The 21,271-nt window shown below is 29.3% G+C and carries 17 protein-coding genes; 11 read left to right on the top strand and 6 right to left on the bottom strand.

Translation table 11 applies throughout. From position 1 onward, the window contains the following. Positions 1 to 72: 72 nt before the first annotated feature. On the bottom strand, positions 73 to 627 hold the full coding sequence (locus RB618_RS00840) for a porin family protein (RefSeq protein WP_308067067.1): 555 nt from the start codon (positions 625 to 627) through the stop codon (positions 73 to 75). 345 nt (positions 628 to 972) lie between these two features. Here RB618_RS00840 and RB618_RS00835 point away from each other — a divergent pair, with 345 nt between their 5' ends. The 3 genes from RB618_RS00835 (at position 973) to RB618_RS00825 (ending at position 3,514) form a co-directional block, all read left to right on the top strand. Further along, positions 973 to 2,118 (top strand): helix-turn-helix transcriptional regulator, encoded by a 1,146-nt coding sequence (locus tag RB618_RS00835; RefSeq protein WP_308067066.1) that lies wholly within the window; start codon positions 973 to 975, stop codon positions 2,116 to 2,118. An 87-nt stretch (positions 2,119 to 2,205) separates the two neighbouring features. Further along, complete coding sequence (locus RB618_RS00830) at positions 2,206 to 2,757, top strand: GNAT family protein (RefSeq protein ID WP_308067065.1); 552 nt, start codon at positions 2,206 to 2,208, stop codon at positions 2,755 to 2,757. Positions 2,758 to 2,872: 115 nt separating this feature from the next. Beyond that, complete coding sequence (locus tag RB618_RS00825; RefSeq protein WP_308067064.1) at positions 2,873 to 3,514, top strand: hypothetical protein; 642 nt, start codon at positions 2,873 to 2,875, stop codon at positions 3,512 to 3,514. Positions 3,515 to 3,693: 179 nt separating this feature from the next. Here RB618_RS00825 and RB618_RS00820 read toward each other — a convergent pair whose 3' ends face one another. From RB618_RS00820 to RB618_RS00800, 5 genes are all read right to left on the bottom strand, one after another. Next, on the bottom strand, positions 3,694 to 4,566 hold the full coding sequence (locus RB618_RS00820; protein ID WP_308067063.1) for a thiopeptide-type bacteriocin biosynthesis protein: 873 nt from the start codon (positions 4,564 to 4,566) through the stop codon (positions 3,694 to 3,696). Next, a complete protein-coding gene (locus tag RB618_RS00815) occupies positions 4,567 to 6,771 on the bottom strand; it encodes a lantibiotic dehydratase family protein (protein WP_308067062.1) in 2,205 nt (734 codons plus the stop codon). Continuing rightward, positions 6,768 to 8,471, bottom strand: a complete 1,704-nt coding sequence (locus RB618_RS00810; protein WP_308067061.1) for a S8 family peptidase — start codon at positions 8,469 to 8,471, stop codon at positions 6,768 to 6,770. The genes RB618_RS00815 and RB618_RS00810 overlap by 4 nt, the downstream gene beginning before the upstream one ends. 20 nt (positions 8,472 to 8,491) lie before the next feature. After that, positions 8,492 to 8,659 (bottom strand): hypothetical protein, encoded by a 168-nt coding sequence (locus tag RB618_RS00805; protein WP_308067060.1) that lies wholly within the window; start codon positions 8,657 to 8,659, stop codon positions 8,492 to 8,494. A 112-nt stretch (positions 8,660 to 8,771) separates the two neighbouring features. After that, positions 8,772 to 10,448, bottom strand: coding sequence for a helix-turn-helix domain-containing protein (locus RB618_RS00800; RefSeq protein ID WP_308067059.1), 1,677 nt, complete (start codon positions 10,446 to 10,448; stop codon positions 8,772 to 8,774). A gap of 409 nt (positions 10,449 to 10,857) precedes the next feature. Between RB618_RS00800 and RB618_RS00795 the strand changes: the two genes are divergently transcribed. From RB618_RS00795 to RB618_RS00760, 8 genes are all read left to right on the top strand, one after another. Further along, positions 10,858 to 11,019, top strand: coding sequence for a hypothetical protein (locus RB618_RS00795; RefSeq protein ID WP_308067058.1), 162 nt, complete (start codon positions 10,858 to 10,860; stop codon positions 11,017 to 11,019). 183 nt (positions 11,020 to 11,202) lie between these two features. Next, positions 11,203 to 11,355, top strand: coding sequence for a hypothetical protein (locus RB618_RS00790; protein ID WP_308067057.1), 153 nt, complete (start codon positions 11,203 to 11,205; stop codon positions 11,353 to 11,355). Between the two features lie 1,341 nt (positions 11,356 to 12,696). Beyond that, entirely contained in the window at positions 12,697 to 13,839 is a 1,143-nt protein-coding gene (locus tag RB618_RS00785) for an HlyD family efflux transporter periplasmic adaptor subunit (protein ID WP_308067056.1), read from the top strand. A 9-nt stretch (positions 13,840 to 13,848) separates the two neighbouring features. Then, positions 13,849 to 16,017 carry a peptidase domain-containing ABC transporter gene (locus tag RB618_RS00780; protein ID WP_308067055.1) on the top strand — a complete coding sequence of 723 codons (2,169 nt, stop codon included), beginning with the start codon at positions 13,849 to 13,851 and terminating at the stop codon, positions 16,015 to 16,017. A 402-nt stretch (positions 16,018 to 16,419) separates the two neighbouring features. Then, a complete protein-coding gene (locus RB618_RS00775; protein ID WP_308067054.1) occupies positions 16,420 to 17,808 on the top strand; it encodes a serine hydrolase in 1,389 nt (462 codons plus the stop codon). Positions 17,809 to 17,971: 163 nt separating this feature from the next. Then, complete coding sequence (locus tag RB618_RS00770) at positions 17,972 to 18,643, top strand: hypothetical protein (protein ID WP_308067053.1); 672 nt, start codon at positions 17,972 to 17,974, stop codon at positions 18,641 to 18,643. Positions 18,644 to 18,791: 148 nt separating this feature from the next. Beyond that, on the top strand, positions 18,792 to 19,358 hold the full coding sequence (locus RB618_RS00765) for a hypothetical protein (RefSeq protein WP_308067052.1): 567 nt from the start codon (positions 18,792 to 18,794) through the stop codon (positions 19,356 to 19,358). A gap of 177 nt (positions 19,359 to 19,535) precedes the next feature. Next, positions 19,536 to 20,123: a hypothetical protein gene (locus tag RB618_RS00760; protein WP_308067051.1), complete on the top strand. Its 588-nt coding sequence runs from the start codon at positions 19,536 to 19,538 to the stop codon at positions 20,121 to 20,123. Positions 20,124 to 21,271: the final 1,148 nt, after the last annotated feature.

The following is a 21,271-nucleotide window of genomic DNA, read 5'->3' as shown; positions in this document are numbered from 1 at the left end:
AGCTCTTTTGGATATAAGAAACAAAAAAACACCACTTATTTTAGAGTGGTGTTTTTTTTAATTATTATTGGTTTAGAAAAAGAAGTAGCCAACAGATACCTGAAATACTCCGTTTTTATTTTTAATTGAAGAATTATCTACATTATTAATGTCAGTTAATCCCAGATTATATCTTACACCAAAATTAAGCCCGTTTTCAAGTTTGTATCCTAAGCCAAAATTAACACCAAAATCAAAAGTATTAAACGAATCTTTTACATCTGTTTTTTCATTTTTAGCAGAAAGTAAAAAACCTATCTGCGGTCCGGCTTCAAGACTAAATCCTTTCGTTACATAATATTTTCCCATTAAGGGAATGTTCAAATAATTCATAGCAATTACATCATTATTGAAACTATATCCCTGACGAGAATACATTATTTCGGGTTGAAAAGAGAACTTTTCAGACAATGGAATTTCTGACATAATACCAATGTTATACGATGTTACAAAATCAGCATTTTCGGTATTATCTTCACTGATAGTTGCAAAGTTTAAACCCGCTTTAGCTCCAAATTTAATTTCTTGGGCATTTATATTCACAAATCCTAAAACTGTAAAAACAGCTAATAATAAAATTTTTTTCATAAAATAGTGTTTTGAATTATTTGATGCCAAAATTCAAAAAAGCAAAATTAGCAGAGGTTTCAAAAGCTTAAAAGTGGATAAATTGGTACTTATTTCTAGCTGTTTTTTAACTTTTTCTTAGGAACATGAAACGTTGAAATAAACCAATTCTATTAAAGATTTTACAGAATAATCGAATGATAATTTGTAATTCAGATCTTATTAATTGTCATTTTGTTTAGTTTTAATTGTAATTCCTTTAACAGTAAATAAAATCAATTAAGTATAGTTTCGTGATGGAAAATTATAGGTAATTACCTAAAAAAAAACAGAAACAGCATCCTAACTAAATAACCACTATATAGATTGATCTTTACTATTTTTTTTAACACGGCAATTTTTCAAGGAATAGTTCTTGGAGCAATTATTCTAAAATCACCACTATTTAAGAGTAATGCCAATAGATACCTGGCTTATGCAATATTTGCGCTTTCGGTGCTTATTGCCAATCTCGTTTTCGAAATAATTGATCTTTACAGCAGTATGCCTTTTCTGCGTTTTCTGGATAATGTAGAATGGGCATTTCTCTTTCCAGTTCTCATATTTATGTTTGTTATACATCAGGTAAACCATCCTATTAGAAATTCGAAAAAGATTCGATGGCTGTATGCTCCGTTTGTATATTCAGCCATTGCAAATATTTTTTATGACTGTGATGCTGTTGCACATATTTTTACAATTCCGCACTTTCTTAAAAGTATTCTAGAAACTTTAGGAAGTTTTGATTTTTATCTTATTCTGTTATTTATGCCTTTTATGGCTGTTTATACTTTCGGTTTTATTAAATTTTCAAAAGATAAACAGGAAAAGAAATGGATTACTTTTCTATGGTTTTTGGTTTATGCATTAATGCTTTCTTGGGTGGTGGTCATTTTGATAGGACTGCTTTTTGAATATGATCTCTCATATGTTATGCGTATTCTGGCCTTGTTTGCTACATTTTTAATTCATTGCACGGCATATTATGGTGTGTTCAGATACAGGTTGGCTGACAATAAAACTGAAATCGAAGAATTGCTAAATAATAAGACTTTGTTAAACGATGAAATATTTGTTGAAGGAGCACCTATTAAAAGAGGAAATGACGCAAATGGCTTAGAAATCTTTACAAAAGAAAACCCTTATTTTAAGAGATTGGAAATACTTTGCGAAGAGCATCAAATTTATAAAGACAGCAATTTAAACCGAGAAAAAGTAGCAGAAGAGCTGGGAATAAGTGCGGGATATGTTTCACAACTCGTCAATGTGATTACGGGAGATAACTTTGCCAATTACATAAATAACTATAGGGTCGAAGCCGTGAAAGAAATGATTCTCGATTCGGATTATGAAAACTACAGCTTGCTGGCAATAGGATTAGAATCTGGATTCACTTCGAAGACGACTTTTCACAATGCTTTTAAAAAATCGACAGGTATGACACCAAACAGCTTTCGGAACACCAATAAATAAAATTGAATTTAGTTACATATTTGAAAATAAATGAGTTATTTTTAGTCTTGACCACGAAAACGGATAATTAGTAACGGACAAAAAATCATGAAAAAAGAATTTCCAACCATAAAAACCGAAAGACTTTTACTGCGGCAATTTGCAGATAGTGATCTTGAAAATGTTTTCAAAGGACTTTCGCATCCAGAAGTTATTCAATATTATGGAGTGAGTTTTCAAACATTGGAAGCAACCAAAGAACAAATGGTTTTCTTTGCTGACCTTGAAAAAAACGATACGGGAATTTGGTTTGCTATTTGCTCTGCTGATAATAAAACATTCTACGGAGCGTGTGGGTTGAATAATTTAAGTAAAGAACATAAAAAAGCAGAAATTGGTTTTTGGTTATTTCCAAATTTTTGGGGACATGGGATTATCAAAGAAGCAATACCATTAATTTGTGATTATGGGTTTGGCAATTTAGGACTTCACAGAATTGAAGCATTTGTGGAGTCGGAAAATAAGAATTGTAAAAGCGTAATGGCTAAACTTGGCTTTCAGTACGAAGGAACTATTAAAGACTGTGAGATTAAAAATGGCAAGTTTATAAGTCTTGATATTTATGCTAAAGTAAAAGACAATTTAATAAAGCCTGAGTAAGAAACTTTTTTCTTGAAGTGCTCCAAGGAAAGAGTTACGCTTGCGGGTTTAAGTTTCTTAATTCATTTATCAGTAATTAGATAAAATTAAGAATTATATAAATGTTGTAAACAATATGAGAATAAGCATTCAAATATTAATATTATTGACTTCTATTCTATCTTTTGCACAAAAGAAAGACCATTGGAATGATATTACAGTTAAAACTTTGGACTCAATAAAACACGAATTAGAGCCAGAACAAATCAAATGTTTTAAATTATTGATTTCAAAAAGGGAAGATTACCAAACTCAAAAACGAATTGATACAACAAGTTCAACTGTTTTAATAGTTGAGGGATATAATTTCTCGGAAAGAAAATATGGAATCTATGAAGATTTCCTTTTTGATAATAATCACATATATTCTTATGGAAATGACACTCCAGAAATTGGTGTAAGTTTCAATGATTACGAAGACTTTATTGTACCTGCCCTCAATAAAAAAGTTTTGGACTCTATTAAACCAAGAAAATACAAAGCGGTTTTCGGTTGTTCGCCGACCAAAAGAACAATGCGAAAATCAAAAAGAATAATGAAAATGGCTCAAAAGGAAGGAATAATATCCGAAGAATATGTAAAAATATTAACCTTGATTGATAATAGAACTAGAAAGATAAAAGTCTCATTTTTGATTCCGAGAGAAGGAAAAAGAGAAGTTCAAATTTCTTATGGACCTTATTACTCAGAAAAGAGATTGGAATATTGGTTAAACTAAATTCTGGATGTAACAATGGTATAAGTAGTATTATTAAAGTTTACAGCATTTAAGTGTGAACAAAAAAAGCTTCAGAGAAATCTGAAGCTTTTGTCTTAGTAGCCCTAACGGGACAATTCTCGAACCATTTTTATGATGATTTAAAAAGGATGAACAGCTTGTGAATTTTAGAATGTTTGCTACAGTGTTAACTTAAGAGAATTCGTTTTTTCATACTTTAAAGTTTTATAATATCTGTATAGATGATCATAGATAATTAGCTCATACATTCTTTGTTTAGACGTATATTGCCTGTTAATCATCATGTGGATATGGCTAGCTAAAAAGCTATAAAGATCAATTTGGATTGCATTTTTTATTTCTAATACCTTTTCTGCGATTTGAATTTGTTTTTCTTCAATGATTTCGAAAAAATCAAGAAAATCTTTTTTAGTTTCTTCTCTTAAAAAGCATCCAAGTTTATCATCTAGTTCTCTGTATTTTTTGTCTAATTCTTTTTTAAATATTTTATCTGCCCCAAATTCTTCTTTAAAAGATTGCTGTAAGTTATCCATTAAATTGTACTTATCTAAAATCGATAACGAAAAGGAGTTTAAAAAAGAATCAATAGAACAGAAACTGAACAACAGTTCCATTTCTTTTTTGGCAAATGTTTTTTTTAGCGAAAGATATTGTATCGCCAACTCGCTATCCTTCCAAAACAAAAATTCAGAATCTTCAATTGTGGTTTCACCGTATCTTTCCAATTCTCTTTTATAAGTATCAGTTTGAATTTTCCATGCCAAATTTTCTTGGAGTAAATCATTTATCGGCTGATAAAGCATTTGTATTACTTTTGCTAAATCCTTTCTGTTTTCTACCAGAAATCGGATTCTAAAATGTGTGTCAGCATCCTTGTATCGAACGAAGAACCATTTTTGGATGATTTTTTTCTTTTTTAATTGTAAAATAACAGGATATACTTTTTCAAGCAAAACCAAATCAGTTGTTTGAACTCCTGTATAAATTTTATAATATAGCCATTCACTTCCTAAACAAAAATTTCTCTGCATTTATGATTGTTGTTTAAAAAATGATACTATAAATTGATTGTTAAAGCCTTCTCCTGCACTGTTTTTTACAATAGATTCGCCAGCAAATAGAAATTCTTCTAAAACAATTTTATCTCTATTTCTAACTGATTTTAAAAACAATTGAATTCCAATTTCTGTTTGAAAATCTAATAACAAGGTATTATCAGAATTAACCCAATTAACGAGACATGGAATATATTTGCGGATTCTCCATTTTGAGAATGCTTCATACAAATCTTTGGTGCTTAATTTTAAAAAGGAAGCTATTTCTTCTTTAGTAATAATCCATTTCGCTTTTGAAAGTATAATTTCGTTGTATTCAACTCTGGGAAAGTAACTATAATGTGATTCTAAAATTCCCCAATTAAAACTAAATATTGGCTTTATGTTTTGTGCCTGTAAATCGCATAAAAAATGATATACAGGTAAAGAATTATCATAAAAATTATGAGCGTTTGACAAGCAAGGGATAACTTCTTTATCAAGTTTTTTAGAACGTAATATAATTTTATCGTTTTTGATAGACACAAATAAATCATTTAAATCGATAGTGCTTTTCTTTCCAACACCTGAATTTGCTAAATAGGCAATTTCATAATTTCTTAAAACAGGTCTCCGTAAAATATTTCCAGTTCTGGATTGCGGAATATGAACAATTTCAGCTAAAATTTTATCATGGTGATAGTTTTGTTCTTTTTGAATAATCTCTTGGGTCAGCTTATGGATCTCAGAATTTCCATTACAAAATCGTCCCAAAAATTTTGCGGCGCTTATATTCCCTGAAGATTCAATAGTTAATTTTTCATTACTGTAAATTTCAATCAGTGCTGAAAATGTGGCGGGAGTATAATCAAAATTAGCATCAAAATCAGGAAAATCGCTTTCTGATAATTCTATTTTAATTTGATTTTTTGAAAGACATTCTTGAAGTTTTTTCTCTAAAATAAAATTATAGGAGGTCCAAACTTGATTTTCGTTTTTATCCTTTTTTTGTTTAAAAGAGAAAGCTTCCAGTATTTCGTTCGAATCATTCATGTCGTGATTTATCGGATAACCTAATCCAGATTCTGTATCTAAAATCGTCATAAGTGGCATTTCTTGAGATTCATATCTTTGAGAGAATGCTTTAATAAATGTTATAATATTGTTAGATTCTTTTTTAGGCTGTATGCCATTTAAAAAACGAAGTCCTTTAGTTACTTTTTTTGTAACACTTGCATTTAAACTATTTGATAGAGGGGTTGTGGTTAAATCGGTTTGAAACAGATATTTTTCATCATATTCAAATCCTTCTTCCAAGATATTTTTCTTGATTTTTTTGTATTGGTTTTCGGACGGAACTAAAGAAGTATCTAAATCTAAAACTTGTTTATTTATGTTTTTTAAAAATTGATATTCTTTTTTTAGGTCTGGAACATTTTTTAAAATTGATAAAACCCTTTCGAATTCATTATTACTGGTTATAGTGGCTTCTATTTCGCTTACTAAAAATTGGAAGTTTATAAGGTGCATTATAAACTCATAGGCTTCTTCTTTTTCAGAATCATCATTTGCTAAAACAGAAACCATTTCATCTATAGTTAAACCAGATTTTGTTTGCAGCATTATTTCTTTTAATGCGTCAGATTTTCGTAAAGATGTAATACTATGTTCACGTTTAGTTTTTATGTATTTGTATTCAATATACCTGTAAAAATCACCAAATTCATAAATTGAAGAATTAGGGCAATATTTTAAGTGAAAAATTGCTGTTTCCCGTTTGGCAATATTTTGCAATAATGATACCCAGAATTGCATATCAAATTGAGTAAACCGTTTGTATTTTTCAGGCAAATCTAGTATTACATTGGTTTCAGTATCAATTTTACCAACAGAACATCCAGCAAATAACCCAAAAGGAGTACACCTCGAAGACATTCTCGAAATGTATTTGAGTAAAGTAAATTCTAAAGCTGATTTTTTATCATTAAAAGAATCGGCTTTAAAACTTTCCCATTTGTTTAGTTCCTGAACGAGTTCTGGCGATGCTAGACTTAAAGCTTCTTTTACTAATGGATTTTGGCAAATAGCAGTTGCCTTTTCATAATTGTAATTTTTGAGAAAATCCAAATAAAATGAAATAGGAAATAAAGGGGTTCTCAGTACATATTGTGAAAAAGATGAAATTTTGAACTGTGGTTTCATTTCTTTTTCTTGCTAAACTTTTCTGCAAGTTGCATCGCATTGTAAACATTTAGAACTTTTCCTGATTTAGATAATTCAGAAAACGGAATTTTTTTTTCTTTCGTTCCAGGCACTATAACTTCTAGATTATAAGCAGTTCCCGAATCCATAATAATTTGTTTAACTTCTATTGCCGAAAGTTTAGGGTAATAAGTCCAGATAAGCGCGGCCGTTCCTGAAACCATTGGCGCTGCTAATGAAGTTCCAGAATCAGTGCCATACGTATTATTTTTCGTTGTAGTGTATATTTCCTCGCCCGGAGCAAATAAATCTACATTTTGTTTTCCGTAGTTTGAAAATGCAGAAACAAATGTATTGTCTAATCTTTTTGAAATTGAACCAACATTTATAAAATTATTGCAAATTTCGGGAGTTCCGTCATAATTATTGTCACTAGGATAATATGGTGTTTTATCATTATCAGACTTTTCATTTCCTGAAGCATGAACTAAAAGAACATTGTGCTTTTCAGCGTATTTAAAAGCATCAGACACCCATTGCTGATGCACTGAAAATTCTTTTCCAAAAGACATATTAATTACTTTAGCCCCATTGTCAACGGCATAATAAATTGCCATTGCAATATCTTTATCATTTTCATCTCCAGAATAAGAAATATTAAGCGGCATAATTTTTATGTTATCTGAAAAACCTTTTATGCCAATATTGTTTTTTCTATTCGCTCCAATTATACCAACAACTTTGGTCCCATGTCCTTGAAGATTTTTAAATCCTTTTTTAGATATACTGATATTGCCGTTTCCATATCCTTTTTCTAAAACATTTGGATTATCACCTATTAATTTTCGGTCATTAAAATTTTTGTTTAGATTTCTATTTACTATCGAATCTAATTCAGCTTGACTATTTTTAAGAGCTTCTAAAGTGCTTTCTTTGTCTTGAATATTGATCATCATATAGAATATTAAAGCTCCTAAATCACGATCATCGCTTTCTCGTCTTTGTCTATAAGTTTTATCATTTAGTTTGTGTATCTTATATAGACTATCTAATTGCTTATAAGTATAGTCCTCTTTTGGGAAGAAGTGTTTTAAAGTGTCTTTAACCAGTGGAAAAATTTCAACACTATGATTTAAAGAACTGAACCATCTGTTGTAATAAATGTTTTCTTTCTCATTAACCTTTAAGGCTCTTTGGTACTCTTTATAATTAGCTAAATCTTCCGATTTAATTTGATCTTCTGTCTTTCCTTTAAATTCAGAATCCCATTGTCTTATAAATCTAACAGATTCAAAGTTGCCCCATGCAACATAATCTTCTTTTTTGTTTGATGTGAAATTCCAACCATGTATATCATCAACATAGCCATTATTGTCATCGTCTATATTATTATTAGTGATTTCTTTTTGATTTGTCCAAAATTGACCTTTTAAATCTTCATGATTGATATCTAATTGTGTATCTATAACAGCAACTATAACTTCTTGATTTGGCTTTTTTTTATTCAGGGCATACCATTTGTTTAATGAAATCCCTAGTATACTATCTGTTACATAATCTTTTTGATACCAAGTTTCTAATTCCTTAGATGTTAGTTTTTTTTTAGGGATGAATTGTATAGATGATGTCACAGGTTCTTTTGAAGACTTACAACCTGAAAATAGTATTATGATTATGAAAATAAATGGATGAAACTTCATGAAGAAAAATTTAAAATATATTAGCCATTTTTATTGTTTCCGTCGTTAAGCGCGTCTGTTACTGTTTTGTCATCGTCGACAGGTGGAGTGCCTCCGCCATTAATAGATCGCAAATTTTTTAATTTTGCTATATTGAATTTTTCTAAATCAAACTTATTGACTTCTTTTTTAGTTTTTTTAGTTTTCATAATTATTTGTATTAAAATTTCGACAAATGTATATGAGCATTATTGTAATTAAAATTTATTGTTGATGGAATTTATCGGAATTCACGAATTTCTATAAATTTTAATTGTCAAACTATTGTTTGTTAGCTGTTTGTGTTTTGGGGGCTTCTAGTTGTTTTATAAAATATGTTGGTTTAATTCCTGTTTTTTTGTAAAAAGCAGCTGAAAAAGATTCTGCGTTATTAAAACCAAATTCCAGTGCAAGCGCTTGGATTGTATATTTTCTCAATTTACTTTTTTCCTTTAAAGAGTTTAAAGCATATTCAATTCTTAAATCGTTAATGTATTGGATAAAAGTTTTTTCTTTATAAACATTAACAATTTTTGAAACATATTTATTGTTAGTTTCAAATGTGTCAGATAAAACTTGAATCGTAATTGCAGCATCTAAAAAACCTTTAGTTTTTTCAAACTCTGCTAGTTTTTTTAGGATCTGATTTATCAATTCTTCGTTTATGCCTATTGTATCTGTTTTCGATTTATTTATTTCAAAACTTTGCTCTTTTTGCTGATTGCTAGCTTCATTACTTTCAGCTAAACGTTGCATTATTTTTTCAAAACGCTTATGATAGTTCTTTTTAAGTTTAAACTGGTAAAAACCAAAACCAGTTGTTATTATAATTATTAAAATTAAAAAAGCTATACCCCAATATGATATAATGTTCTCTTTTTTAAGTGATTGAATCAGATTTTCTTTTTCCTGAATTAAGTAAGGGGTATCATATTCCTTTTGCAATTTTTTCGTGAGTTCTTTGTAATTATTTTGTAACACACTATCAATTTGCATATACTTAGTAAGATATTTTAATTGATTAAGTTTGTCGCCATTTCTTTTATAATGCGAGATTAAATAAGGATATCCGCTTATAAATTCAGGAGTAATTCTCTTATTGATATTGTATATGGAATCTACTTTAATAAAATTCTTAACAGCTTCATTCTTGTTATCAAGACCTTCATATGCTTTAGCTGTATAATAATATGCCGCTAATGTATTTCCTTTGTCTTTATAAAATATTATTTTAGGAAGTGCTTTATTTATACTGTCTAAAGCTTCTCTAAAATTTCCTTTAAAAATCTTATTAGCACCTTCATTTAAAATAAAAAGTGCATTAATGTGATTGCTTTTTGTGGCTTTAGATTCAAAATAGCCTAATTTATTATAATATGTTGCAGAATCGTTAATATTTAAGGCCTTATAAGCATCAGCAAGACCAAAAAGAAGGGTTTGATAAGAAAAAGAATATTGTGAACTTCTAACTTTTTTATCAGTATAGTACATTAAACATTCTTTATATAAGTTTAGCGCTTCTTTTACTTCTCCCAATTCTTCTGATCTTAGTACAGCGATAGAAAATTTTGTATCATAATACAAATCCAGATTATTTTTTTTAGCAATGTTCTCAGCAATTAAAAAATTATCAATGGCTTCTTTATATTTAAACTGTTTTTTGTATACAAATCCTTTTCCTGAATAAGCATAAGCTGGAAATTTAGGATCATTTAAATTTTTTGTATAAACAATTGCACTATCTAAATATCGTAAAGCTTTATTGCTTTCAGATAATAGGGAAAGTAAAAAACATCCCCTTGCTTTTTCAACTGGATTATTTTCCTTTTTTGCTTTGGTCAAATATGCGCTGGCATATGGAAATTGTTTTGGAGTATTTTTTTCATTTTCCCAAAATAAATTCTTTAATTGCTGATATGGGAGTTTTGTAAGGTCTCTTTTTGCAGCTTGGGCAGTCAACAAGTAAGGAGCTAGTAGTAAAAATAAGGCTCTTAGAAATTTACACGAAAACATATAATTAGAATTTCTTACAAAAATATATGATCTTTATAGAATTATCTTAATAAATTTTGTGTTTTTACCATTTTGTTAAGTTGTTGATATTTATATGTTTGCGTTTTGTTTTTTGTGAAATTCATGAATTGCCTATCGATATTCCTGAATTTCGATAGGCAACGTTTGCGAGCATTATGAGGTTTATCTAGTTTTGGTTTCAGAAAAGTGAGGCATTTTTTACAGTAAGACGTCACTGCAAGAAAAAATTTCTTTTCTATAATGTAATTGGCCAATTGCAAAAGATTGATTCAGTTGTAAAGTGATTTTAAAAACAAGCAACGTGATAAATGTTTAACAATTAAAAATACAAATTATGAATTTAGAAAATTTAAATTTAGTTGAGCTTAATGCTCAAGAAAAAGTAGAAGTTGATGGAGGCATTTGGTTAGTAGTTCTTGGCGCAATTGCAACTGCTTGCATAGCTGACTGGGATAATTTTGAGAGAGGACTTAAGGGACTACCTTGTAAAGGATAATTAAAAATTTAAAAACTTAATATAGAAAACTATGGAAAAACAGTGTAGAAAAACAAAAGGGATAAATTTCAAAAGTATTTTGATAAAAATAATAATTTTCATTTGTCTGTTAATTGTTTTTTCAAAATGGGATTCTATTGAGAGATTTATTAAAAATTTATTTTAAACACAAAAAAGTTAAAAATGGAAAATTTAGAAGAATTAAAAAGAGAAGAAGCAAACGAAATTTTTGGTGGAACAACGTTTGCATACAGAGTAGGTGAGTTTATCAGATTCTCAGGACATGCTTATTTATCGGGTATTTCAAATGCTTATACAATGGTTTATTCATGGTAATAATTGTGGACATTATAAAAGGTGCTAGTGCAACTGGTATTTTAATAATCGTCTGATAATAATACTAAATTTAACTACCTGAAAAATATACTTTCAGGTAGTTTACAATTCATTAAATATTAATAGTTAAGATTAAAGTATAAAGATGAAGCTTTTAGCTGTTTTTTAAATTGCATCAATATTGATGTGTGAAAAAAGGTGACTATTTGAAATCATCCTGGCAAAACAATATCATTTAAAGTGGGCATTAACCCCTCTTTATTGAAATTAATATATTTGGACTTAAGCAACGCTTTGGTGTTGTTATGAACTTGGGTCAGCATGTGCTGCATATGATCAAAGACATAAATTATAAATATGATCATGAAAAAAGAAACAATTGTTAAAATATGTTTAATAGCATTGTTTGGGGCAGTGTTTTGTTTCTATTTAGGAAGTGAATGTGCAAAATATGATTTAAATCATTCGTTCACTAAATAGATTTAATAATTTTAATGAATACTAAGCTATGATAAAAATAGCTTAGTATTTTATTTGCTGAAACATGGGCAACAGGAGTTGCATGTGAATATTTAACACAAAGAGCATAATATGAAGTTTTTCAAAAGCAACTTGTTTTACATTTTGGTTACAATTTTTGTAACTATGTTATTCTTGCTTTATATCTTTAATAAAGGAGAGATTTTTGGCAGAGCATTAGCAAAATAATATACTAGAGAGCGATTAAATGTGTATAAGGGAATTTACGTTCTTTCATGTAAAATTTAAATGAATAGATTATCTGATTTTGCATATTATAAAAGGAGAAAAATGAATAAAAAGGAATCTATTATTGAAAGTCTTCTTTTAGGCAAGAAGCATAAAAAGTTATTGACTATAATTTACACGTTATTGCTTTTTATATTTTTTACATATTTCGTAGGGAAAATATGCGGAGAAGCAATGTTTCATTTATTAAACTAATTAGAATCTATGAATTATAGTCAAAAATTATAAAAACGTATCAGCATTATTATTTGGATAACAGCATCTGTTTATTTACTAGGATACAGTATTGGTTATATCTTAAAATAAATTTATGAACTCCTGTTCAGGTCCTTAATAAAATATATTTAATGCCATCTGCATTAAAACCAGACTTAATTATTATTTAAATTTTAGCATTTGCATATCTGTGCGGATATGCAATTGGGCAATTCTTAAAATAATATATTCTACAGCTAAACCTAGTCTATAGAAAACCATAATTAATTTGTAAGTGTTATTAAAGTGCTTTAGCACTATAATAGCCTAGTATACTATTGTCTTTTTTTTAGAAAAATAATAAAGCTTAACCATGCTATGAACTTCAGTTTAGATCCCGTCAACACATTAGAAAAACTAGCTTCAAAAAACAAAACAAAAAGTTTTTCAATCTACTTGGTTGTTCTTTTAGTAATCATCTTCTTCTTAGGATTGCTGCCAATTATAAAAGTTGATATTAGCAGTCAAAGCCGCGGAATTATTAGAAGTACCACAGATAATGTCCCTATTCCTGTTATTGTCAGCGGCCGTATTATTTCGCTAAATATTAAAAATAATACTATAGTGCAAAAAGGAGATACTTTACTTAGAATTGCGATGCAGAATCTGCAAACAGAGAAAAAAACTCAAAAAGAAGTGTCAAATTCTGTCGCGTCGCTTTTGCAGGATGTAAATTCAATTTTATCAGGAAAAAAGGGATCTTTAAAAACTTCGACTGCGCAAGAAGATTTTTTAAAATTTCAATCTCGTAAAAATGAATTGCAGAGCAAGGTTTCGCAGGCACAAATTAATTATGATCGTAATAAGGGCTTATATGATAAAAGTATTATTGCCAAAGTAGAGTTTGAAAAATATGAATATGAATTGCGTTCGGCCAATGAAGCACTGAAAAGTTATATAAGCGAACAAAAATCAGCTTGGGAAAATCAAAAGAGGGATCTTGAAGAGAGAATGAAAACTTTGAGTGGAAGCATAGAAAAAATTAAAGTTGAAGAAAACAACTATGTTATTACAGCTCCAATTTCAGGAACAATCGAAAGTTTTTCAGGTCTCCAGGAGGGTTCATTTTTAAATGCTGGTCAAACGATATTAAATATTTCAGCTATAGATCATTTAATAGTAGAAAGTATGGTTTCTCCTAGCGATATTGGGCTTATTTATAAAAACCAGAAAGTAAAATTTCAATTAGATGCTTTCAATTATAATCAATGGGGACTGCTCGAGGGAAAAGTTATTGATATTGACCATAATGTCTCTTTTAAAGAAAATCAAACTTTTTTTAAAGTGCGAAGTGAATTAAGCACAACCAAAATGAGATTAAAATCGGGATACCAAACTAATGTATCAAAAGGTATGACACTCACAACCCGTTACATCCTAACCAGAAGAAGCCTCTTCGACCTACTATTTGATAAAGTAGATGACTGGCTAAATCCTAAACAATTATCAATCGATAATTAATTATAAAGAATGGCATCGATAAAAATTAAACAACATGATATTAAAGATTGTGGTACTGCTTGTTTGGCATCTATTGGAAATCATTACAAGGTTAACCTCCCAATAGCAAGAATTCGGCAATATGCACATACAGATAAACGAGGCACCAATGTTCTCGGCATTATTGAAGCAGCTGAGAAAATGGGTTTTACCGCCAAAGGGGTTAAAGGAGGGCTAGATTCTTTGGATAAAGTACCATTGCCTGCAATTGCCCATGTGGTTGTAAAACAGCAGTTGCAACATTACGTGGTGATTTATAAGATTGAAAAAAAGAAAGTTGAAAATGAGTCGAAAATTACGGTAATGGATCCAGGTCTAGGGAAAATGGAAGTATATACTTTTGAAGAGTTTCAGAAGATCTGGTCTGGCGTATTAATACTTTTTGCAAAAAACGATAGCTTTAGAACGTATGATGAAAAAACGTCACCAATAACTCGCTTTTGGCACTTGATCCAGCCTCATAAAACTATTTTGATTCAGGCGCTATTTGGTGCAATAATCTTTACAGTTTTAGGGTTGGCAATGTCCATTTATGTCCAGAAGATTACAGATTATGTTTTGGTAGAAGGCAATCGAAAACTTCTTAATCTGTTAAGCGTTTGTATGATTGGAGTGATTTTGATGCAAGGATTCATCGGTTCTCAGAAAAGTATTTTTGTTTTGAAAACGGGACAGTTGATTGATGCCAAATTAATTCTTGGATATTATAAGCACTTACTGCATTTACCTCAGCGCTTTTTTGATACTATGCAGATCGGTGAAATTACATCACGAATAAATGATGCCGTCAAAATCAGATCATTTATTAATGAAGTAGCAATTGATATGATTGTAAATGTTTTTATTGTTATTTTTTCATTTGCCCTGATGTTTACCTATTATTGGAAATTAGCTTTAATTATTTTAGCAGTAGTGCCTTTTTATGGTTTAATCTATTTCATTCTCAATAGATTTAATAGGAAAGTTGAAAGAAGTATAATGGAGAATGCAGCTGAGCTTCAGACTCAATTGGTTGAAAGCGTTACGCATGTGCGAACAGTTAAAGAATTTGGAATAGAAGAATTTTCGAATCTAAAAACTGAAAATAAATTTGTCAAACTCTTGTTTACAGCTTATAAATCAGGATTGAACAGCATTTTTTCAGGAACTTCTACACAATTTTTGGCTTCTTTGTTTACAGTAATTCTTATGTGGGCAGGATCAGGTTATGTGATTAATCGCACCATTACACCAGGCGAGCTATTCTCATTTTATGCTTTAATAGGCTATTTTACTTCACCTGTAGCTTCTTTAATTGGGATGAACAAAACAGCGCAAAACGCTCTTATTGCAGCAGATAGGCTTTTTGAAATCATGGATTTGGAGCGTGAAAAAACAGAGAATAAAATTGAAATGCAAAGAGAGAACATTGGTCATATAAAATTTGAAAATGTTAGTTTTAGATATGGTTCCAGAATGGAAGTTTTTAAAGGTTTTAATGCTGTATTTAGAAAAAATGAAACAACAGCAATAGTAGGGGAAAGCGGCAGCGGAAAAACAACATTGATTTCATTATTGCAAAACTTGTATCCAATAAATGAAGGGAAAATATACCTTGGAGATTATGATACTCAATTTATACATTATAAAAGTTTGAGACAGCTTATTGGAGTTATTCCGCAGCAGCTGAATTTATTCTCAGGAAACATTATAGAAAATATTGCATTAGGAGATTCTTTTCCCAACATTCAGAAAATATTAGATCTGTCAAAGCAATTGGGTATTATTGAATTTGTAGAGAAGTTGCCTAATGGTTTTGAAACCCAAATTGGTGAAAACGGAGCCATGCTTTCGGGAGGGCAGAAGCAAAGAATCGCGATTGCAAGAGCTTTATATAAAGACCCTGAAATATTATTAATGGATGAAGCTACTTCAGCTTTAGATACAGGTTCTGAAATGATTGTTAAACAAGCTATAGAAGACTTTAAAAAGAAAGGCAAAACCGTAATTGTTATTGCTCATCGTTTGAGTACAATTGCAAATGCAGATCAGATTCTAGTAATGAAAAATGGTGCAATTGTAGAATCTGGAGGTCATTCTGAATTGTTGAAGCAAAAAACAGAATATTATAATTTATGGGAAAAGCAGAATTTAAACTAATAACACTCTTGAACCTATGAATATGAATGCTATATATAAATGTCTAGAAAACAAAAAAGCTTCAGATTTCTCTGAAGCTTTTACCTAGTAGAGGGAAGCATTCAAATATCTAACCAAATTATCTCGGATTATTATAATATTTTAGCATGCGCATCGTAATTTTTTCTCTGTTTTTGTTTTCATAACGACTCATATAAGTCTCAAAAAGCATAAGTCAAATTAAAGTCCTTTTGACAGTTTGTAGTGTAAAAAATATATATTTGAAAATAAATCATGTGTGAAATTTATCACAGATATCTAACCAAATTTGGATGACTTTGTATGGTTTTGTCACACATAATAAATAAGTTGATGGCAATTTTGCGAGACATCTCAGCTACATTAATTAACCAGAAATAAAAAATGAAATTAACAATTACAATCGGACTTCTTTTAATTGCACATCTTACATTTGGACAAGACAGAACTCAAAAAATTGACAGTTTACTTAATTCTCTTTATTCAAAAGAGAAAATCAATGGGAATTTTCTAATTGCAGAAAAAGGGAAAGTTATTTATAGCCATAGTTTTGGACTTGCAAACGAAACAACAAAAGAAAAATTGAACGAAAATTCGATTTTTGAATTGGCATCTTGTTCAAAGCAGTTCACAGCTATGGGGATAATGATCCTTAAAGAAAAAGGGAAGTTGAATTTGGACGATGATATCACAAAATACTTACCCGAACTTTCTTTTTATAAAGGTGTAACTGTAAGAAACTTATTGAATCATACTGGAGGTCTACCAGACTATATGCAGCTTATGGATAGTTTATTTGACAAATCTAAAATTGCCGCTAACAAAGACATAATTGATATATTTAGTAAGCATCAACCAAAAATATTATTTGAGCCAAATACTAAATGGGAATATAGCAATACGGGCTATGCACTATTGGCTTCAATAATTGAGAAAGCATCGGGTATGACATACGCTGACTATTTAAAAACAGCTATTTTCCAACCGTTGAAAATGAAAAATACCTTTGTTTACAATCGTAGATTATCGCCAAAGAAAATTGACAATTATGCTTTTGGTTATGTTCACTCAGATAGTTTGAAAAAATATGTTTTACCAGACGAATTGGAAGAAACTAAAATAGTTATTTGGCTTGATGGTATTGTTGGAGACGGAGGAGTTAATTCAACTGTAAAGGATTTATTGATTTGGGATAGAGCATTATATGTCAATAAATTACTCACAAAAGAAGATATGAAAGCAGTTTTTGAATTAGCAACTTTGAAAGACGGAGCTAAAAGGAATTATGGTTTTGGTTGGGGAATTGAAGAAAATGCTGATTTTGGAAAAATTGCAAACCATGATGGGGGCTGGCCAGGTTATGTAACTTTTATCGATAGACATATTACAAATGATAAAACAATAATAATACTTCAAAATCACAGCAACGTTTCAATTCCTTCAAAAGCAATTAGAAATATTCTATATAATAAACCATTGCCTGTGCAAAAAATCAGAAAAGAAATTAGTATCACTACTGAAGAACTTCAAAAGTTTGTTGGAACTTATGAAGTTGAAAAAGATTTTGAAATCAAAATTTCATTAGATAAAGACCAGCTATTTTCACAATTGACAGGACAAAATGCGTTCCGAATATTTGTAGAAAGTGAAATGTTATTTTTCTACAAAGTAGTAGATGCACAAATTCAGTTTGAAAAGAACGAAAAAGGAGAAATTTCAAATTTGTTTTTATTACAGAATGGAAAGAAGATAGAAGCAAAACGGACGAAATAAAAACTTTCACCAACAAACGCTACAAGCAATTTGGGCATTAGGCTTAATTTGAAATTGGTTTTGTATTTGAATGATTTGGTGAATTCGAAAATAGAAATTAATTTAGTTCTAAATCCGCTGTATTCATAGAAATGTTATGCATAATTATTTCAAACCTATTAAAATGAGAAACATAATTATCCTTATTTCTCTACTCTTATTTATTTCTTGTGAAAAAAAAGAAGTTGAAAAACTAGAAAAATTAGAAATAGAAATGACAACTAAAGACGTTGTAGGAACTCCGAATTTTCATAAAATTGATTATAGCGTAAAAGAAAATTATTTAGACAGCTTAGCGAAGTTTATAAAGCCTAATCGAAAATATCAATATTGGCAATACGTTGCGTATTATCAAAATGCTGCTTCAGAAACCTATACTGTTTTAAAACAAGGCGGAGATTCTTTATTGAGGAAAAAAATAAATGAGAAACCAAGACCAAATTATAACGCTGGAATTTTTTTTGGAGGACATCCAAGTTTTCGTTGTAATTATGTTGTGACAATTGATAATGGCAAAGTAAACAGCTTAAAAACCGAAGAACAATTTCGCGATTTTCTAGGAACAATTGATAATCTTGAAGAAGCAATTCTTTTAGCAAGGACTTATGACTATCAGTTAGATAATGATATTAGAGGAAGTGAGTACAGAAATTTGCAAAATGGTTTCGAATTACATCTTATGAAATATCATGAATTTCCAACCCGAAGAGAGTCTGTTGAAATAAAAATTAGTAGAGATGGATTTATTAAGACAAAGAGTCGGGGAATATACTGCGAAGGTTTAAATTGCCGTTGATAAAATATTGTTCCCTGCTGGCGCGAGCGTCCCGTTCGTGAACCCGAGGTTGGTATGAAAAAAATGAAAATTTTGGTATGAGCGGGAAGCTCGCGCCAGGAAGTGAAAAATAGAAAGTTCAACGCTAGAAATAAAAAATCCATGATATATGAAAAAAATGCTTCTATTTACTTTTTTTGTACTTTTTGTTTGTTCATCAAACATCAAACTTAAAGAGAAATGTTTTTATCAAGAACAAGACAGTGATACATTAAATTGGTCAAGTAATAAAAAACTAGCTTGGGATGATTTTCAAGGTAAACCTGACACAAATTTGATGAACAAAGCATTTACATACGAAGGTATAAAAATAAAGAATGGTTATTGGCAAGAAGGAATTCCAAAAATAAATGTAATTTGTTATTTTGATAAAAATAAATCTTGGGTTAAAGTTAAAAATGATGCTAATTTAGCTCACGAACAATTACATTTTGACATATGGGAATTATATGCAAGAAAAGTTAGAAAGTCTTTTGATAGTTTAAACGTAAAAAAAAATAAAGATATAACTGTTTATTATTCAGTATATGAATCTTATGGTGAAAAATGTATTAAGTATCATCATTTATATGATAGTAAGGTTTATTTTAATGATGAAAGACAGCAACAATGGATTAAAAACATAGCTATCGAATTAAACCAATTAAAAAGATATGAATATATTTCAGAAGAGTAATATTTTTGGTAATGTAAACTTTTTTCAGGACGAGATAAGGATTTACAATTATTAAGAGCAAAAGCAATTAAAAAATTTCTTGTAAAAAATGGTATAAAACCTCAAAGGTTGTCAGTAGGAGAAGGAATTATAGGAAACAATTCAAAGAGTGCAACACTTAAAAGTAGATAATAGATTATGAAACTTAGATTTACATACGTGTTATTGATATTTATCATAATTATTTGTAGTTCAACTATACCTAATTATAGATATAGTAAAAAAGCTTATAATCAAGAAGAAAATACTATTTTATGGTCTAATGATAGGAAGTTAACATGGGAAGACTTTAAAGGTGTGCCTGATTCAAGTAGTCAATCAGTATTAGTTACTGTTGCAGGAACTACTTCCGTTATTAATTTTGAGTATAAAACAATAAAAAATATGATGACAAGTTATAAAATTGAATCTATTTTTGTTAAAAATAAATCTTGGACAATAACAAGTGATACTCTAGTTTTAGCACACGAGCAATTGCACTTTGATATTACTGAATTATATGCAAGAAGGATTAGGAAAACGTTTGACAGCTTAAAATCTAGAAAGAACTATATTGAAGATAATTATGTGAAAGTTTATGATCATAATATTATGCAGAAAAACGAATTAGATGATTTGTACGATAATCAAGTTTATGGAAATAATATGAATCAAAATCGATGGATAAAAAAAATCAGTAACGAGATTTTAAAATTAAAAAAATACGAATACTTGCCAGAGGATTAATGTTTTAGAGTTTTAAATAATATTTTCAGCTCCTCGGCTGGCGTGAGCAACTTGCTCGTGAACGCAAAGTTATCTCAGAGTAGTCTAAAACAAAAAAGCTCCAGATTTCTCTAAAGCTTTTTTATTTAGTAGCCCTAATAGGACAATTTTCGAACCATTTTACGAATGATTTGAAGATACTGGGTACAATGAATACTATTAGTAGAATACTGAAACCTTTGTTTTAATAGTGGTAAAATTAAACTTTCTGAGTACTTTAAAAATATAGATTACCTGTAATTAACTTTAAAAAATATTTAAAGTGGAGCGGCATTCATTCGAAAGATGTGATTTATCTAAACTTCATTTTCTTTAAAAAGTGATTTCATATCGCGTTCAAGTAATTTATAAAACCAATTTCGCATTACGCAATATCTGTTTATTTGTGAAGTATTGATACAATCTACTGTCCGTACTGATAATGTCTAGATTCAGCTATGTGGAGAATAAGATCAAGTGACAAAGACCTTACCGATTTAATGTTGTGTTTTTTAAATACTTCTTGTAAGTTATCACTACTTACTAAATTGACATCTATTTTGTCACAAAACTCAAATCGCCAATTTTTTTATACAAATTCTAGAATTTCACTAATTGATATATCAGAAAGGTTTAATCTGTTTATTTGAAGTATTTTTTAGTTTTTTTTCTTCGTATCCATCTTTAATTAGCTCTTTTTTAGTTAAAATTTCATGTGAATAGCGCTTATTACTGAATTAATAAAAGTAAAATTATTTTTCAAAAAGACTAATAATAAATCATTATTTAAAAAAGAATATATCACAAAAAACAAATGTACAAAAAAAATTTTGAGAAATATTTTTATAAGAATCTGGTTTTTTTTGGGAATTACGTTTGAGATAGTTTAATTTTTTTTGTAAGCTATGGATGGCAAATATAAAAGTGTAACTAGTTTTTTTTTGTAATTTAAGTATTATAAAAAAAAGTATTGCTTATGTGAAAAAAAGTATATATGTTTGTTTTTTTTAAGTGTTGATTTTACATTTAAATTATCTTGTTTATTCTTTTTTATCAAATTAATTATGAGTTTTATTTTTTTTTACTTAAAAAATAATGACAAGTTCATTAATCTTGAGTTATGTGAATAG

Origin of the sequence: Flavobacterium sp. LHD-85, from assembly GCF_030929595.1 — a bacterium.
GTDB lineage: Bacteria > Bacteroidota > Bacteroidia > Flavobacteriales > Flavobacteriaceae > Flavobacterium.
Note: the sequence above shows the minus strand (reverse complement) of the source record. Positions and strands in the feature narration are given on the sequence as shown.

Coding starts and splice junctions, on each gene's coding strand:
- RB618_RS00795 (WP_308067058.1), top strand. CDS start 10,858: ATGAATTTAGAAAATTTAAATTTAGTTGAGCTTAATGCTCAAGAAAAA.
- RB618_RS00825 (WP_308067064.1), top strand. CDS start 2,873: ATGAGAATAAGCATTCAAATATTAATATTATTGACTTCTATTCTATCT.
- RB618_RS00805 (WP_308067060.1), bottom strand. CDS start 8,659: ATGAAAACTAAAAAAACTAAAAAAGAAGTCAATAAGTTTGATTTAGAA.
- RB618_RS00775 (WP_308067054.1), top strand. CDS start 16,420: ATGAAATTAACAATTACAATCGGACTTCTTTTAATTGCACATCTTACA.
- RB618_RS00815 (WP_308067062.1), bottom strand. CDS start 6,771: ATGAAACCACAGTTCAAAATTTCATCTTTTTCACAATATGTACTGAGA.
- RB618_RS00810 (WP_308067061.1), bottom strand. CDS start 8,471: ATGAAGTTTCATCCATTTATTTTCATAATCATAATACTATTTTCAGGT.
- RB618_RS00780 (WP_308067055.1), top strand. CDS start 13,849: ATGGCATCGATAAAAATTAAACAACATGATATTAAAGATTGTGGTACT.
- RB618_RS00785 (WP_308067056.1), top strand. CDS start 12,697: ATGAACTTCAGTTTAGATCCCGTCAACACATTAGAAAAACTAGCTTCA.
- RB618_RS00760 (WP_308067051.1), top strand. CDS start 19,536: ATGAAACTTAGATTTACATACGTGTTATTGATATTTATCATAATTATT.
- RB618_RS00790 (WP_308067057.1), top strand. CDS start 11,203: ATGGAAAATTTAGAAGAATTAAAAAGAGAAGAAGCAAACGAAATTTTT.
- RB618_RS00830 (WP_308067065.1), top strand. CDS start 2,206: ATGAAAAAAGAATTTCCAACCATAAAAACCGAAAGACTTTTACTGCGG.
- RB618_RS00770 (WP_308067053.1), top strand. CDS start 17,972: ATGAGAAACATAATTATCCTTATTTCTCTACTCTTATTTATTTCTTGT.
- RB618_RS00840 (WP_308067067.1), bottom strand. CDS start 627: ATGAAAAAAATTTTATTATTAGCTGTTTTTACAGTTTTAGGATTTGTG.
- RB618_RS00765 (WP_308067052.1), top strand. CDS start 18,792: ATGAAAAAAATGCTTCTATTTACTTTTTTTGTACTTTTTGTTTGTTCA.
- RB618_RS00820 (WP_308067063.1), bottom strand. CDS start 4,566: ATGCAGAGAAATTTTTGTTTAGGAAGTGAATGGCTATATTATAAAATT.